The organism is Oceanobacillus sojae, from assembly GCF_900162665.1.
In the GTDB taxonomy this organism is placed as follows: domain Bacteria; phylum Bacillota; class Bacilli; order Bacillales; family Amphibacillaceae; genus Oceanobacillus; species Oceanobacillus sojae_A.
In genome coordinates this window covers 945,814-961,724 of sequence record NZ_LT727812.1, presented here as the reverse complement: position 1 = coordinate 961,724, position 15,911 = coordinate 945,814, and the positions used below count along the sequence as shown (strand labels likewise).

Sequence of the window (15,911 nt, the reverse complement as noted above, 5' to 3'; positions counted from 1 at the left end):
CATCTAAAGCTGAAGGGGATGAGTGAGGATGACAATTACATTTAAGAAAATTGACAGCTCAAACTATAAAAAATGTTCGCTATTAAAGGTAAATGATAACCAAAAAGATTTTGTAGCTCCAAATTGGTATTCTGTTTTGGAAGCCGTTTATGAAGAGGAAGAGAAGCATCCATATGCTATTTATCATGAAGAGGAAATGGTCGGATTTTTAATGTATTCTTATTATCTGGCAGATGAAGAGTATGATAAAGATTCATGGTGGATGGAACGGTTTATGATTGCAAAGGATTTTCAAGGTAAAGGCTATGGAAAAGCTTCTTTAAGTAAATTTATAGAAGAATTTCAAAAAGATTATCCGGATAAAGAATTACGCACATCAGCTGTAAAAGACAATCATGTTGCTATAACATTGTATGAACATAGCGGTTTTCAGCGGACAGGCGAATTTGTTGAAGAAGAAGCAGTGCTGCTGTTGGATAGCTAGAAGTGTGTAAAATATCAATTAAGAGCCGATGATAAATAAAATCATCGGCTCTTTTATAATTTGAAAAGCTCCTTTATTCTAAAGTTTTTGAAGCGACCGAGAAAATCCCCATTCTAAATACGCTTCTGAGCATTAATAAAAATTATTAATAAATCTAATAATATTTTATAATAATGTAATTTTTCGTAAAATATTGATTTATTATTAAATTCATGTTTTAATTTTTAATAGCGACAACTGGTAGTGACGTCACAACCAATGGGGTGAAAGTAAGATGATTGATGATACATTATATATTCCATTACATGTTCAGCTTAGTAAAAGCTTAGAAGAAAAAATAAAAGCACAGGAGTTTATTGAAAAAATACCAAGTGAACGAGAATTGATGGATATGTATTCAGTAAGCAGAACGACGGTAAGAGAAGCTGTCACAAAACTGGTAAATGACGGCTTATTAATTAAAGTGCATGGAAAAGGAACCTATGTAAATAAAAAGCCTCCGATTCAAGAGTGGCTATCTTCTTTAAACAGTTTTACAGAAACGGTAAGAAGAATGGGGATGGTGCCAACCAGCAAGCTATTAACGGTTAAAAAGTTATCTGCGGATAAGCATGGAATAGAAATATTTAAAGAAGAAGTATTTATGATAGAAAGACTTCGTTATGCTGATGAAAAACCTATCGCAATTGAACGGCATTACTACCCGTTATCAATTGGAGAACGTTTATCTGAATTTAACCTGGATAAAGAAACAATCTATGATTTATTGGAAAATGAATTAGGCATTGTTCTGGATGAGGCAGAGCAGTATATAACAACAGAAATAATTGAGGATCATCTGGCAAAATATCTGGAAATACCTGATGGTTCAAACGTATTGCTTGTAGAAAGAACAATTGTTGATGATATAGGGAATGTCGTTGAGTATTATATTGGACAGTACCGCCCTGATATGTACACATTTCGAATAAAAACCAAAAGAAACATAAATAAAAAATAACTGATAGTGCCCGATGATTTTTATTATCTTCGAAATGTAAGCGCTGTCAAATGGAGGCTGTTATGAAAAGACTGTTTCTACCGATCCTCGTTGTTTTCGTATTTTTCATGATGGTATTTTTAGGTGATGAAAGGTTAGCCAGACTTTCCGGATCGACAGAATTAGATGTTATTACACTTAGGGCTGCCCAGTCAAAAGCCTGGAATCATCCCGTTTCACAGGGGGTTGATAAGTTTGCAGAGTTGGTAGAGAAAAAATCAGATGGAAAAATCATTATTGAAACGTATCACGATGGATTGATCGGAGATGACAGGGAAGTTATTGAAAGTGCACAAAGAGGGAGTATCGCTTTCGCCAGCTCCTCCACTCCAAATATGACAAGCTTTACAAATTATTTTACGGCTTGGGATCTGCCTTACATTTTTGAGAATAAAGAAGAGGTATATAAAGCAATTGATGGTGAGCCGGGAGATATTGTCAGAGCAGAGATGGAAAAGTCAGGGTTTAAGGTTATTTTCTTTCCAGATTACGGTTTCCGGCAAATTGTTAATAATGAAAAAGCAATTGAAAAACCATCTGATCTTCATGGGATGAAAATTAGAACGACAAATTCAAGAATAGAACAGGCCGACTTTACAGCTCTGGGGGCAAGTCCTACTCCAGTTGCCTGGTCTGAGGTTTTTACAGCACTGCAGCAAGGAACTGTGGATGGTGAGGGGAATTCGTATTCTCTACTTTGGGATTCGAAGCATCAAGAGGTTCTTTCTCATGTAGCAGAAGTAAATTATAACTACAGCTCAGATATTCTCGTTATGAATAAGGATCTTTACGAAGAGCTTGAACCGCATCAGCAGGAAATTATTATGGAAGCTGGTCAGGAAGCAATGGAGTGGCAAAGAGTTGTAGCAACAGAAAGGGATGAAGAGGCTAAGCAGCAATTTATTGATTATGGAATTGAAATATATGAACCTACCGATGAAGAGTATCTGGAATGGAAGCAGGCGACGGAAATTGTCTGGGATCAATACGTCAGGGAAGGGTATGCAGAGCCAGATTATGTTGACATAATCTTAGATACCTTAGGGAAGACAAGAGAAAGTATCTTTGAAGAATAGAGGGTGAGACAAGTGGAAGCGGCTGTAGATAGTAAAGTAAATAATCATTCCAGCAAACCGCCAAATTTTTGGATGAAGGGTCTTTCCGTACTTGATCGCAGATTTGAAGAAATACTCATTGTCACAGGGTTTTTGACTTTCATTATTCTAATCAATCTTCAGGTAATTAACCGTTATTTACTTCCGTTCTTAGATATTGGAAATATTACGACATGGACGGAAGAGCTTTCAAGATATTTATTTATATTTGTCTCTTTTTTAGGAGCCAGTCTGGCAATACGGAAAAGGGAGTCTATTCAAGTCAGTATAGTTATTAATAGATTACCGGGATCCATTCAAAGTGCACTTCATTTAGCGAATCTATTATTTATGTTTTATTTCAGCTATATGATGGTAACCAATGGCTTTCAGCTGATATCCTTTCAGATTGAAACACAGCAGACAACTCCGGCTTTATCTATACCAATGGGAATTCCATATAGCTCGATACCAATAGGATTTGCGTTGATTATGATCCGTTTAATACAAATGTTTATAAAAGATACGAAGACAATGTCTCTTAAGGAAGGTCTGCTTGGGATCGGTTTTGCTATCGTGATGATTATGCCGATTGTTTTTCTTGGCGACGCAGCAATTGCACTTGTATTATTCGGTTATTTTGCTCTATTTATTTTAATTGGTATGCAAATCGCATTCGCTCTGGGAGCAAGTACATTAGCAACTGTTCTTGCCACAGATGCTATTCCGGTCGATTTCTTCCCGCAAACTGCATTTACAAGCATTGATAATTTCCCGATTATGGCTGTTCCATTTTTTATTGCTGCGGGCATTATAATGGGCGGGGGAGCGATTATCAAACGATTGTTAAACCTGTCAGATGAATTATTAGGGTTTTTGCCCGGCGGTTTAGCATTAGTGGCAATTATTACTTCAATGTTTTTCTCGGCAATAAGCGGTTCAGGACCGGCAACGGTTGCAGCTATTGGGACACTTTTAATTCCTGCGATGATTAAACAGGGCTATCATGCCGGTTTTGCCACAGGTGTGGTAGCAACAGCAGGTACGATTGGCGTTATTATCCCGCCGAGTAATCCGCTTGTTATTTATGGAGTAGTGTCTCAGGAATCTATCTCCCAATTGTTTCTTGCAGGTATCATTCCTGGAGTTTTAACTGGTCTCCTTTTGTTGCTTGTTGTTTATATAATTTCCAAGAAAAATGGCTGGCAAGGGGACCGGAAGGAGTTTAATTTGAAAAGCTCGGCAAAGGCTGCCTGGGATGCAAAGCTGGCTCTGTTAGTTCCCGTTATCATTTTGGGAGGAATTTATGGCGGGTTTATGACACCGACGGAGGCTGCGGCTGTAGCGGCTGCTTACGGTATTATTATCGGCATGTTTGTTTATAGGGATTTAGGCTTGAAAGGCGTTTACAGAAGCCTTGTTAAAGCAGGGATTACTTCTTCCGTTATTATCATGCTGATGGTTATGGCGAGTATTTTCGGACGATTGATCACGCTGGAAAGAGTAGCAGAAATTATAGCAGATTTTGTACTTACATTGAGTGAAAATAAATTTGTTATCCTTTTACTTTTGAATCTATTTCTATTATTTGTCGGTTTATTTTTAGAAGCATTGGCTGCAATTGTAATTTTGACACCGATACTGCTGCCAATGGCAATTGCAATCGGTCTGGATCCGGTTCATTTTGGGCTAATCATGATCTTTAACCTGGCTGTTGGATTTATCACTCCTCCAGTTGGAGTAAATTTATTTGTGGCAGCAAGTACTGCAAAAATTAAAATCGAAGAAATTATTAAAGGGAATAAGTATTTACTGTTAACAATGATTGTTTTGCTTTTGTTAATTTCATATGTTCCGGGAATTAGCATGTGGCTGCCGGAGTTAATAAGAAACTAGATAATAAAAAATTAGAAAGGGAGGGGCTTTTATGTATATTACCTATCAGCCAAAACAAATTACCATAGGTGAAAATAGTCTGGAGAATTTAGGGGAAAGTGCCAAAAAGCTAAAGGTTACACACTTGTTAGTGGTGATAGATCAATTTTTAACAACAGAACCATTAAATTATGATGATAAAATCATGCAAATTCTAAATCAGGAAAATATTGATGTCACCTTCTTTTCCGATTATCAAGGGGAACCGACAACAGACCATCTGGACGCAGCTTTAACCATTGCAAAAGAAAAAGGAATCAATGGAGTCGCTGCAATTGGGGGAGGAAGCGCTATTGATATTGCCAAAGCAACGGCTCTCTTCTACAGGAATCCTCACATGGACTGGGAGGCGATCACGAAGCAGGACAGCTTGGAAAGACTGCCTTTAATTGCTGTTCCGACTACTGCAGGAACAGGCTCGGAAGCAACAAAGGTGATGGTTATTACAGATACAGAAAAGGGCATTAAAATGAACCCGGGACATCCAGATTTAATTCCTGATATAGCTATTCTCGATCCCGCTTTAACAAGCAGCCTGCCGAAAAATTTCACAGCGTATACCGGAGTTGACGCTATAACGCATGCGATTGAAGCCTTTGTATCAACAAAAGCCAATATAGCGACAGATCAATATGCTTTAACAGCAATCCAAATTGCAGGGAGATCTTTACCGGTTGTGTACAACGATGGAATGAATATAAAGGCGAGAGAAGAGATGCTGCTGGCCAGTACGTATGCGGGAATTGCCTTTTCAAATGCTTCTACAAATTTAGCTCATGCAGCTGGAAGGGCTTTAGGAGCCAGATTCCATATTCCCCATGGATTAAGTGTAGCTGTGTTATTACCTTTAGTGATGCGTTTTGGTTTGCAGGCAGCTCCTGAAAGATATGCGCAAATTGCAGTTGCTTTAGGGGCGGAAGCAAATAAAGACATACATGAACTGGCTGAACAATCGATACAGATCATTGAAAAATACTGTGATGATTTTCAAATATGGAAGGATGCGTTGAAATTTATTGATCTTCAGGATTTACAGCGTAATATTGATTTGCTGGCGAAGGATGCTCTGGATGGAAATGGAATTTTAACCAACCGGATTGTTCCGGCAAGCTCTGATATAAGAAAACTATTTTTAGATTTAGTTGACAAATTAAACAAAGTAAAAACAATCGAACAAGTATAATTATACCATGGTTAATCATACAATTAATTCTGAAGAGAAACAGAAAAAAATATCTTACTCGTAAATGCTTATGTCTTAACTGGTCGTGATGTCAGTATCTCTATAATAGATAAGTTCCTGACAATTAAAATGAGTGATTGATGGGATGGAAAATATGAACTATGAAAAATTAAAAACCTTTATAGTTGTTGCTGAAAAGAAAAGCTTTTCTGAAGCTGCCAAGCTGTTATTTGTCACCCAGCCTACCATCACAGCACAGATTAAAGCTTTAGAAGAGGAGCTGAGCACGAAATTATTTGAACGGACTACCAAAAAGGTGAACTTAACTCAATCGGGAATAATCCTGATGAATTATGCTAAGGAAATCGTCCGGTTAAATGATACCGCCCGAAAAGAAATTACGGAAATAGAGAATACAGTCTATGGGGAATTAAGTATTGGATGCAGCTTTACTATCGGTGAGTATATTATGCCCGAGTTTCTAAAACAATTTAAAGATATGTATCCGCTTATTCAAATAAAGGTAGATATTACTAATTCCAATAATATCATTTCTGATATTAAAGACCAGCGTGTGGATGTTGGTTTGATTGAAACGCCAATAGATGATTCAGAAATAGTTGTGGAATCCTTTTTAGAAGATGAATTGATTCTTATTGCTTCTCCGTTATCTTTTTCATCAGAAAATCCAGTCATATCAGTGGAAGAATTGAAAGCGTTGCCGCTGATAGTAAGAGAAAGAGGATCAGGGACCAGAGCCGTAGTAAACCAATATTTAAAGCAATCCGGTGTCAGGGAGGAAGATCTGAATATTGTAATGGAGTTAGGCAGTACGGAGGCAATTAAAGCAGCAGTGGAAGCAAAACTAGGTATCTCGATTACTTCTAAAAGTGCCATAAAAAAAGAGCAGAAGCTAAATTTATTAACAGCATATAAAGTAAAGGATGTGTCTTTCTATCGATTTTTTTATACCGCTTATGGGAAAAATCAGGTTTTGAAATCTACAGCAGAATTATTTTTAGAAGAATTATATAAGATGACGCAAAAAAGGAGGGAGCTTGCTTTGTAACAGTGTTTATCAAAATAATTCCTTAAAGGAGGTGTTTGTAATACACGATGCAAAAAAATTTTATGATGCTGTACCAGGGTTAATTATTTGAAGCATTTCTTAAATAAAATATAAGTATAATCAAGGAGGAATTATAATGGCAAAGCAATCATTGGATGTAAAACAAGTGACAAATCAGAAAATGAAGATGACTCCGAGTGAAGCAATTGTTGAAACGCTGGTAGCAGAAGGGATAAAAGAGGTTTATGGTATTGTCGGCTCAGCATTTATGGATATGCTCGATTTATTTCCAACAGCAGGAATCCGCTTCCTTCCGGTAAGACATGAACAAAGTGCTGCACATATGGCAGATGCCTATACACGTGTTTCCGGCACTGCAGGAGTTGTTATCGGTCAAAACGGTCCGGGGATTACAAATATGGTGACGTCTGTTGCGGCAGCAAATCAGGCACATACTCCAATGGTAATCATATCGCCATCAGCCGGTACACCTACCATTGGCTGGGACGGATTTCAGGAAGCAGATCAGGTCTCGATTTTCCAGGCTATCACAAAAGAAACGGTAAGAGTTACGCATAAAAGCAGAGTTGCAGATTGTTTACGTACAGCCTTCCGGATAGCTTATGCGGAGCGTGGCCCGGTACTTTATGATATCCCTCGTGATTTATTTTATGGAGAGCTGGAGGATCAGATTTTACAGCCTTATCAATACCGTGTAGACTCACGCGGCAGTGGGGATCCCGTCTTATTAGACAAAGCAGCTGATTTATTAAAGAATGCCAAATATCCAGTGATCATTTCTGGCCGAGGCGCCGTGGATTCTGATGGGGTAAATGTTGTAAAGCAGATTGCTGAGCATTTAACAATTCCATCAGCTGTATCCTATATGCACAATGATGCCTTTCCGGCAGAGCATCCGCTTGCTGTAGGGCCGATTGGATACATGGGATCAAAAGCAGCCATGCATACCCTGAAGAAAGCAGATGTGGTATTAGCGATCGGAACAAGGCTGTCTGTGTTCGGTACCCTGCCTTGTTACGATATTGATTATTTTCCAAAGAATGCTAAAATTATTCAAATTGATATCAATCCAAGAAATATTGCCAGAACGCATCCGGTGGAAGTGGGGATTATAGGTGATGCAAATGCGGCAACTAAAGCATTGTATGAAAAATTAACAGAAAAAGTATCTGATGCTGTAGAAAATCAGGGCAGATTAGAGGAAATTGCGAAGGCCAAAAAAGAATGGGATCAGGAACTGATTGATTTGGCAATGGAGGAAGGGAATCCGATTAACCCGCGCCGTGCCTTGCTGGAGCTGACAGGAGTGTTGCCTGAGAATACGATTATTTCCACAGATATCGGGAATGTCTCTTCTACAGCAAATTCTTATTTGAAATTTAACCAGACAAGACGTCACATTGCGGCGTTGACATTTGGAAATACAGGCTTTGCATACCCGGCAGCACTGGGAGCACAGTTGGCAGAGCCAGATGCACCGGTAGTTGCAATCATTGGTGACGGCGCATGGGGAATGAGCTTACATGAAGTGAGTACGGCAGTAGAACAGAATATCCCTGTAGTTGCCTGCGTATTCAATAATAAATCATGGGCAGCAGAGAAGAAGAATCAGGTGGATTATTATGATGATCGTTATGTTGGATCTGATATTGAAGGACCAGAGTTTGCAGAGGTTGCTAAATCAATGGGCGCATTAGGATATACGGTTGAAAATGCAGAAGATATTGGACCGGTTATCAAGGAAGCATTGGATGCGAGAAAACCTACAGTTGTCAATATTTATGTGGATGGAACACAATTAGCACCTCCTTTCCGGAGAGATGCATTGCAAATGCCAACCAGATATCTTGATAAGTATAAGCATCTGGATTATGAAGTGTGGGGAAAGGAATAATCTGATATAATAAAGCGAAACTTCCTTCAATAGGAGTTTTCACCGACGGTCATCTATGATAAATTTCCGTACCGGTTTATCCGGTGCGGAAATTTTAGATATATTTACACGTAATTTTAAAGTACTAAGAGCGGTGTGTCAGGCTAAATGATTTTCAAGCAGTATACATAAGGGAGTTGATAATTTGGGGAAAGCAGGAAGTAAGAACATTTTAATAGACATACTGCCTGGGTTACTGCTCTGTGTTGTTGTAATGTTTTTAGGTATTTATGGTGCTGAACTGATAGGAAATATCATGATATGGACAGGATTATTATCAGAAGGCAGTTCAACACCGGTTTCCGGCATATTTGTGGCGATTTTAATTGGAATTGTTATCCGGAATGTGATAAATCTTTCAGGTATATTTACAAAAGGAATCAGCTTTTCCATGAAGTATGTATTACGTACCGGAATTATTCTGCTAGGTTTACGTCTTAGTCTGATGGAGGCATTAAAGCTTGGCGCATTTGGAATTCCGCTGATTGTTGCCTGTATATCTGTCGGTTTAGCTTTAACACTCTATTTGACGAAGAAAATGAATCAGTCCATGAGGCTTGGAACATTGATTGCAAGCGGTACCGGCATTTGTGGCGTGACCGCGATTATGGCAACATCTCCGGTTATTAAAGCAAAGGAAAATGAGATTTCTTATGCTGTGGCTAATATTACTATTTTTGGTTTAACCGGCATGATGCTTTATCCTTTCCTCGGACATTTTTTATTTGCGGATGATCCAATTAAAGCAGGATTATTTTTAGGAACAGCAATACATGATACTGCTCAGGTAACCGGAGCGGCATTAATTTATGACCAGCTCTTCCAAAATCCGGCTGTCATCGAAACGGCGACAGTGACAAAATTGACAAGGAATTTATTTATTATTGCAATTATCCCGCTGGTATCTTATATATTCTTCAATTATTCCAGAAAAGAAGCTGGAGAGGATAAACTGGATAAGGACACATTACCGAAGTGGTATACATTTATCCCGTTGTTTGTTATTGGTTTCTTAATTCTTTCCGTTATCCGGACCATTGGGGATGCTACATTAGAAAGTGCTGGAAATGCCTTTGGCTTATTTGCGGGGAGTACATGGGAATCGATTTATAACAATCTAAGCTCATTTGGAACAACATATCTTCTGGGAGCTGCCATGGCAGGTGTCGGTTTGTCTACGAACTTTAAAAAGTTTAAAGGGATGGGGCTTAAGCCGTTTTATATCGGTTTTATGGCAGCAGTAGCAGTCGGTGTTGTAAGTGTTATTTTAGTTTCCTTATTCGGCGGATTTGTCAGAGTTTAATAATTAACTAAACTTTCGCACCTAAGCATAAACATACTAACCTTGCTGTTCCAGGATGTACATGGTCTCTATTAACATGCTTGCTTTTAGTTAACTCATCTTTTTATTTTTTGAACAGGTTATTGTGTATAGCTTCCGTTCCGGCCAACCACTCCGCTTTCCGACGTACAGGACGTACTAGTGCAGACGTTGCAACAGGACGTTGCGATCTTAGTCTGCCATGGGGACGGCTTCAGCTAACTTGAAAAGAAACCCGCTTTTCAAGTGGATCTTCAGCTCGCCCTGTTCCCATAGGAGTCTACGTGGTTGGCCTGCGCTCTAATAGGATTCTACAGCGTATGGAAGAAATAATTTCCTGATGAAGTGGAGATGAAATCATCATTTTTTAGTCTAAATAAAAAATCATGCTGGTGTTTCAAATGATTTTTAGCAGTTCAAATCATAACAGCATGAATAATTCATATCGAGAATAGCTTTCATGCACCAAAAATAAAGATTACTGAGCCATGTTCACCATGCAATATAAAAATTCGTTCTGTCAGATCTATCTTTTATTTGTTCAGTTATTTCAGTATAGAACATTCTGCTAGCGGAGGCGGACCGTTTTGACTCCTGAGGGATTAGCACCATCTGAAGATCCACTTTTGCCAAGTGATCTTCTTGGAAAAAGTTAGCTGAAGAGCGTGCCCCTAGGAAAGCAAAACGGTCCGCCGTAGCGGTAGCCTTACACGTTACCTTCTTTCTAAATAGAGTTTACGCTTTGTCAACAGTTATATGGAAGAAATGATCAACTCCTATTCCTATGGATAGGAAGTTACTTTTTAAAGTGCGAAAGTTTAGTAATTAAATGAAGCTAAAAAATAGTATCTCTCTTTAGCGTTTACGGAGAAATAAGAAACATTCTCTTAACTTGTAAAGAGAGATTTTTTTATGCAGAAGAGAGGTTGAGGAGGCTTTAGATGCTTTTCTTAATGACCTGTTATAAAATGAAGGAAGTAATGTAACAGGAGGTAGTATCGTGGATTGGTTCCATAGGTTAAATGAATATTTTCCGGTAGAGGAAATGAAAGCAAAAGAACAAATGGAGGCTTTATTGAAGGACAAACCAGAACATTATTATAAAGACGAAAGTGACCTTCATATAATGATGTACGCNGGGATGCTACATTAGAAAGTGCTGGAAATGCCTTTGGCTTATTTGCGGGGAGTACATGGGAATCGATTTATAACAATCTAAGCTCATTTGGAACAACATATCTTCTGGGAGCTGCCATGGCAGGTGTCGGTTTGTCTACGAACTTTAAAAAGTTTAAAGGGATGGGGCTTAAGCCGTTTTATATCGGTTTTATGGCAGCAGTAGCAGTCGGTGTTGTAAGTGTTATTTTAGTTTCCTTATTCGGCGGATTTGTCAGAGTTTAATAATTAACTAAACTTTCGCACCTAAGCATAAACATACTAACCTTGCTGTTCCAGGATGTACATGGTCTCTATTAACATGCTTGCTTTTAGTTAACTCATCTTTTTATTTTTTGAACAGGTTATTGTGTATAGCTTCCGTTCCGGCCAACCACTCCGCTTTCCGACGTACAGGACGTACTAGTGCAGACGTTGCAACAGGACGTTGCGATCTTAGTCTGCCATGGGGACGGCTTCAGCTAACTTGAAAAGAAACCCGCTTTTCAAGTGGATCTTCAGCTCGCCCTGTTCCCATAGGAGTCTACGTGGTTGGCCTGCGCTCTAATAGGATTCTACAGCGTATGGAAGAAATAATTTCCTGATGAAGTGGAGATGAAATCATCATTTTTTAGTCTAAATAAAAAATCATGCTGGTGTTTCAAATGATTTTTAGCAGTTCAAATCATAACAGCATGAATAATTCATATCGAGAATAGCTTTCATGCACCAAAAATAAAGATTACTGAGCCATGTTCACCATGCAATATAAAAATTCGTTCTGTCAGATCTATCTTTTATTTGTTCAGTTATTTCAGTATAGAACATTCTGCTAGCGGAGGCGGACCGTTTTGACTCCTGAGGGATTAGCACCATCTGAAGATCCACTTTTGCCAAGTGATCTTCTTGGAAAAAGTTAGCTGAAGAGCGTGCCCCTAGGAAAGCAAAACGGTCCGCCGTAGCGGTAGCCTTACACGTTACCTTCTTTCTAAATAGAGTTTACGCTTTGTCAACAGTTATATGGAAGAAATGATCAACTCCTATTCCTATGGATAGGAAGTTACTTTTTAAAGTGCGAAAGTTTAGTAATTAAATGAAGCTAAAAAATAGTATCTCTCTTTAGCGTTTACGGAGAAATAAGAAACATTCTCTTAACTTGTAAAGAGAGATTTTTTTATGCAGAAGAGAGGTTGAGGAGGCTTTAGATGCTTTTCTTAATGACCTGTTATAAAATGAAGGAAGTAATGTAACAGGAGGTAGTATCGTGGATTGGTTCCATAGGTTAAATGAATATTTTCCGGTAGAGGAAATGAAAGCAAAAGAACAAATGGAGGCTTTATTGAAGGACAAACCAGAACATTATTATAAAGACGAAAGTGACCTTCATATAATGATGTACGCGGAATTTGCAGACTTTGTCTTTGTTGATTTTCTGTGGGTCTCTGAGAAAGCCCGCGGAAAAGGAATTGGTAAAAAACTGATTCAGCAGTTAAAAGATAAGCGGAAAACAATTATTTTAGAAGTAGAGCCTGCAAATGAGAATAATGAGGATAGCGGGAAACGGCTGCGCTTTTATTTCCGTGAAGGATTCAAGGTGTCAGAAGCCATTTCTTATCAGTTTCAGGCATTGGTATCTCATTCGGAAACAGAACTGGATATTATGTATTGGGATGAGCAGGCGAAAACGGATGGGCAATTAATGGAATACATGAGAATAGTTTATGAAGAAATCCATTCTTACAGGCAGAAGCAAATCTACGGGTATGAGCCGAAACCGACAAGTGCAGTATTGAAGCTAAAGGCTGAACAAGAGAGCCCGATGCAAATTCAAGGAATAAATCATCTTTTATTTTCTGTTTCCAATTTGGAGAAGTCGATTGTGTTTTACCGGGATGTATTGCATGCAAAATTACTTGTAAAAGGGCGATCTACTGCTTATTTCGATTTAAATGGCATCTGGCTTGCGCTGAATGAAGAAAAGGATATTCCCCGCAATGAGATTGAAGCTTCCTATACACATCTGGCATTTTCAGTTAAAGAGGAAGAATTAAAGGCCTGGGAGCAGCATTTAAAACAATCAGGGGTTCACATACTGGAAGGACGGAAACGGGCAGCAGAGGATAAGCAATCCATTTATTTTACAGATTTGGATGGACATAAGCTGGAGCTCCACACGGGAACACTTCAAGATCGTCTGGGTTATTATCAAAATGAGAAGAAGCATATGCGTTTTTATCTGGAAAATATAAATAACATAAACGGGTAATTGAATGAAAAGAGTTCTCGAATAAGAGAGCTCTTTTTTTAGTGAAAAGCAGGAATTTAGTAAATAAAATGGAATTTATATAAATAAAGAGGAGTTGATTCCAGCGGTATATCATACATAATCAATTATTTTAGAAAATCATTTTTAATATCATTGGAGGTTTGTAACATTGAAAGCATTATTAGCGATAGACATGCAGAAAGCACTAATTAACGAGCAATATGATTTAGGAGAGCGTGTTAATAATATGGAGCTTATCTTAAAAGACTTTTCAAAACAGAGCTTACCTATTTTTCTGATTCAGCATACTAGTGAAAATAAAGAAGATCCATTTTATATAAACGGAAGCGGAGCAGAAATTTATCCGCCTTTTAAAAAGTATGGTACAGAAATCATTCAAAAAGAAACACCGAGTGCCTTTTTTCAAACCAATTTGCTGGAGAAGTGTAAAGCATACAATGTGGACGAGCTTGTCATTATCGGTCTTAATACAGAATTTTGCTGTTTATTCACAGCGATTGCGGCATATGATCGCGGATTTAAGGTTGTTTTTCTGGAAGATGCTACGGCAACAGTAAATAATGGAGAAGTATATGAAATGAAGGATTTAGATATTCCGGATTTTATCGGGACGGTTTTGCATTGGTCTGGAGTAGTGGATGTTCTTGATTTGGATGAATATAAGACGTGGAGTAATACATGACAACAAGTAAAAATTAAAAGCCAAATAAATACTCGTGAGAAACAGCTTGGATAAACTGGGAAGAAAACAATAAATTTGTTAATAATACCCTCCTGATGGCATATAAAATAATTCGTCGGGCATAATAACCTTGATAAAACGAAACTGTATTCAATGAAGAGGATTTACGAAGTGTGTGAGTTTTTTCGGCAGAGGAGCAACAGCAGCTCCTGTATACCGTAAACGCAGTCTGCTTTCTCTTTTTTCGTTGAATGTCAGTGGAGTAATTCAGGGAGGTAGCGTTTGTTACCGCCGTGATAAATTTTTTGAAAGGGGTTTGACTGATGAGCCAATTAACGCAAAGCGAACTGGAAACATTGCGCAAAGTTATTGGGGAGCATGGGATGATTGTCAATAAACTGGAGGCTTATGCTGAGCAGGCACAAGATCCGGAATTTAAATCAATGCTGCAATTTGACGCAGAAGATGCCCGCAATGCCAAGCAACAATTAATGTCATTTTTACAATAGGAGGGTGATTTAAAAATGTTTCAGGATAAAGAAATGGTGAATGATTATTTAAATGGACTTAACGCAAGTTTGAAAGGTTATGCTGGCTATATTTCAGAATCAAATAATCCCCAGCTGCGCCAAAAATTTGTGGAGCTGAGAAATCGTGATGAGGCACGCCAATTGAAAGTATATCAATATGCCTTGCAAAATGGTTATTATCAGCCTGGCCAGCAGGCGAGTCCTCAGGAGGTTCAACAAGTACAGACTGAATTATCTCAGGGCAGTTAATGTACATGCATCAAAAAACGAGAAGCCTATTTCATTCATAAGCTTCTCGTTTTACTTCACTACTATTGTTCTAAATCCAGCCTTTTTTGTATGCTAAAAGCATTGCATTCGTCCGGTCATTTACATTTAGTTTCCGTAAAACTGTTGTAACATGGTTTTTAACTGTTTTATCAGATATTTCTAAGTTTCTGGCTATAATTTCGTTATTATTGCCTCGTGATATCTCGAGTAAGACATCCCATTCCCGTTTAGTAAGAAGCCCCTCCGGACGGGATTGTAAGGTAGAAGAAAGGGTTAAAAATTCGTCGTGTAAATCTTTAGCCAATTCCGGATAAACATAAATACAATCTGAGTCGATAAAACGAATTCCTGAAACTACTTCATTTAAACTCATATTTTTAACAAAATAGCCGTCAAAATCTAATTCATAAAGGCGGATAATATCCTTCATATGCAAATTAGGCAGGATAATAGCAGTTTTAACATCCTTTAACTGTTCCTGTTCAAGAATACGCGTAATATCATTATATTGATAAATGGGTACCATGACTAAATCCGGTACATTTGATGAATCAAGCTGAAAATCATCTAAATCTCTTAAAGATAGTATAGAAATATTTAAATTCGTTTTTTCGGATAACGTAAAAGCGTCAATAAAATTCAAAGTTCTGTTCGAAGTTGGTGTTATACTCAAAATTATCATCTCCTGTCATTTGAGTGAGTATTTTCGTGATGTAAATAAAAAATGAATAATTATGCGATATTGATTCTTGAGTCTAGTAGCAGTTCAAAATAAATATTTGGCAAAACTATTCGAGCTTGTTTTCTATAAGAAAAGGGGATATGAATTTTTAGACTTCTGCTGATGAAATCATATCTTCAAATATAGCATAGGATTGTATTAATTAAAATCCTGAAAAAGATTTTAA

At 37.9% G+C, this 15,911-nt stretch carries 14 protein-coding genes and 1 pseudogene; 14 read left to right on the top strand and 1 reads right to left on the bottom strand.

The genetic code is table 11. The annotated features are described in order from the left end of the window. Nucleotides 1-28: 28 nt before the first annotated feature. From BN1068_RS15590 to BN1068_RS15530, 14 genes and pseudogenes are all read left to right on the top strand, one after another. The gene (locus BN1068_RS15590) at nt 29-484 is read left to right on the top strand and encodes a GNAT family N-acetyltransferase (protein WP_077603745.1); all 456 of its coding nucleotides are present in this window, start codon (nt 29-31) and stop codon (nt 482-484) included. 274 nt (nt 485-758) lie between these two features. Next, a complete protein-coding gene (locus BN1068_RS15585) occupies nt 759-1,484 on the top strand; it encodes a GntR family transcriptional regulator (RefSeq protein WP_077603744.1) in 726 nt (241 codons plus the stop codon). Between the two features lie 62 nt (nt 1,485-1,546). Further along, a complete protein-coding gene (locus tag BN1068_RS15580) occupies nt 1,547-2,599 on the top strand; it encodes a TRAP transporter substrate-binding protein (RefSeq protein WP_217697327.1) in 1,053 nt (350 codons plus the stop codon). A gap of 3 nt (nt 2,600-2,602) precedes the next feature. Next, nucleotides 2,603-4,513, top strand: a complete 1,911-nt coding sequence (locus BN1068_RS15575) for a TRAP transporter large permease (protein ID WP_311200296.1) — start codon at nt 2,603-2,605, stop codon at nt 4,511-4,513. Between the two features lie 31 nt (nt 4,514-4,544). Next, on the top strand, nt 4,545-5,735 hold the full coding sequence (locus tag BN1068_RS15570; protein ID WP_077603742.1) for an iron-containing alcohol dehydrogenase: 1,191 nt from the start codon (nt 4,545-4,547) through the stop codon (nt 5,733-5,735). A gap of 154 nt (nt 5,736-5,889) precedes the next feature. After that, nucleotides 5,890-6,804, top strand: coding sequence for a selenium metabolism-associated LysR family transcriptional regulator (locus BN1068_RS15565; protein WP_077603741.1), 915 nt, complete (start codon nt 5,890-5,892; stop codon nt 6,802-6,804). A gap of 136 nt (nt 6,805-6,940) precedes the next feature. Beyond that, nucleotides 6,941-8,719 (top strand): sulfoacetaldehyde acetyltransferase, encoded by a 1,779-nt coding sequence (gene xsc / locus BN1068_RS15560; protein ID WP_077603740.1) that lies wholly within the window; start codon nt 6,941-6,943, stop codon nt 8,717-8,719. Between the two features lie 184 nt (nt 8,720-8,903). After that, nucleotides 8,904-10,061 carry a YeiH family protein gene (locus BN1068_RS15555; protein ID WP_254846789.1) on the top strand — a complete coding sequence of 386 codons (1,158 nt, stop codon included), beginning with the start codon at nt 8,904-8,906 and terminating at the stop codon, nt 10,059-10,061. Nucleotides 10,062-11,333: 1,272 nt separating this feature from the next. Then, the gene (locus BN1068_RS23720) at nt 11,334-11,480 is read left to right on the top strand and encodes a hypothetical protein (protein WP_175637165.1); all 147 of its coding nucleotides are present in this window, start codon (nt 11,334-11,336) and stop codon (nt 11,478-11,480) included. Nucleotides 11,481-12,543: 1,063 nt separating this feature from the next. After that, nucleotides 12,544-12,825: pseudogene (locus BN1068_RS24030) on the top strand (GNAT family N-acetyltransferase); the annotation flags it as partial. A gap of 228 nt (nt 12,826-13,053) precedes the next feature. Next, nucleotides 13,054-13,500: a metallothiol transferase FosB gene (gene fosB, locus BN1068_RS15545; RefSeq protein WP_077604094.1), complete on the top strand. Its 447-nt coding sequence runs from the start codon at nt 13,054-13,056 to the stop codon at nt 13,498-13,500. Nucleotides 13,501-13,669: 169 nt separating this feature from the next. Beyond that, complete coding sequence (locus tag BN1068_RS15540) at nt 13,670-14,203, top strand: cysteine hydrolase family protein (RefSeq protein ID WP_077603739.1); 534 nt, start codon at nt 13,670-13,672, stop codon at nt 14,201-14,203. A 323-nt stretch (nt 14,204-14,526) separates the two neighbouring features. Continuing rightward, nucleotides 14,527-14,712 carry a hypothetical protein gene (locus BN1068_RS15535; protein ID WP_077603738.1) on the top strand — a complete coding sequence of 62 codons (186 nt, stop codon included), beginning with the start codon at nt 14,527-14,529 and terminating at the stop codon, nt 14,710-14,712. Between the two features lie 15 nt (nt 14,713-14,727). Continuing rightward, a complete protein-coding gene (locus BN1068_RS15530; RefSeq protein ID WP_077603737.1) occupies nt 14,728-14,982 on the top strand; it encodes a spore coat protein in 255 nt (84 codons plus the stop codon). 70 nt (nt 14,983-15,052) lie between these two features. Here BN1068_RS15530 and BN1068_RS15525 read toward each other — a convergent pair whose 3' ends face one another. Beyond that, complete coding sequence (locus BN1068_RS15525) at nt 15,053-15,676, bottom strand: response regulator transcription factor (RefSeq protein WP_217697326.1); 624 nt, start codon at nt 15,674-15,676, stop codon at nt 15,053-15,055. Nucleotides 15,677-15,911: the final 235 nt, after the last annotated feature.

Bases quoted from the DNA above. Each gene is read 5' to 3' on its own strand.
- BN1068_RS15530 (WP_077603737.1), top strand. From the start codon at position 14,728: ATGTTTCAGGATAAAGAAATGGTGAATGATTATTTAAATGGACTTAAC.
- BN1068_RS15585 (WP_077603744.1), top strand. From the start codon at position 759: ATGATTGATGATACATTATATATTCCATTACATGTTCAGCTTAGTAAA.
- BN1068_RS15535 (WP_077603738.1), top strand. From the start codon at position 14,527: ATGAGCCAATTAACGCAAAGCGAACTGGAAACATTGCGCAAAGTTATT.
- BN1068_RS23720 (WP_175637165.1), top strand. From the start codon at position 11,334: ATGGCAGGTGTCGGTTTGTCTACGAACTTTAAAAAGTTTAAAGGGATG.
- BN1068_RS15590 (WP_077603745.1), top strand. From the start codon at position 29: ATGACAATTACATTTAAGAAAATTGACAGCTCAAACTATAAAAAATGT.
- xsc (WP_077603740.1), top strand. From the start codon at position 6,941: ATGGCAAAGCAATCATTGGATGTAAAACAAGTGACAAATCAGAAAATG.
- BN1068_RS15565 (WP_077603741.1), top strand. From the start codon at position 5,890: ATGAACTATGAAAAATTAAAAACCTTTATAGTTGTTGCTGAAAAGAAA.
- BN1068_RS15570 (WP_077603742.1), top strand. From the start codon at position 4,545: ATGTATATTACCTATCAGCCAAAACAAATTACCATAGGTGAAAATAGT.
- BN1068_RS15580 (WP_217697327.1), top strand. From the start codon at position 1,547: ATGAAAAGACTGTTTCTACCGATCCTCGTTGTTTTCGTATTTTTCATG.
- fosB (WP_077604094.1), top strand. From the start codon at position 13,054: ATGCAAATTCAAGGAATAAATCATCTTTTATTTTCTGTTTCCAATTTG.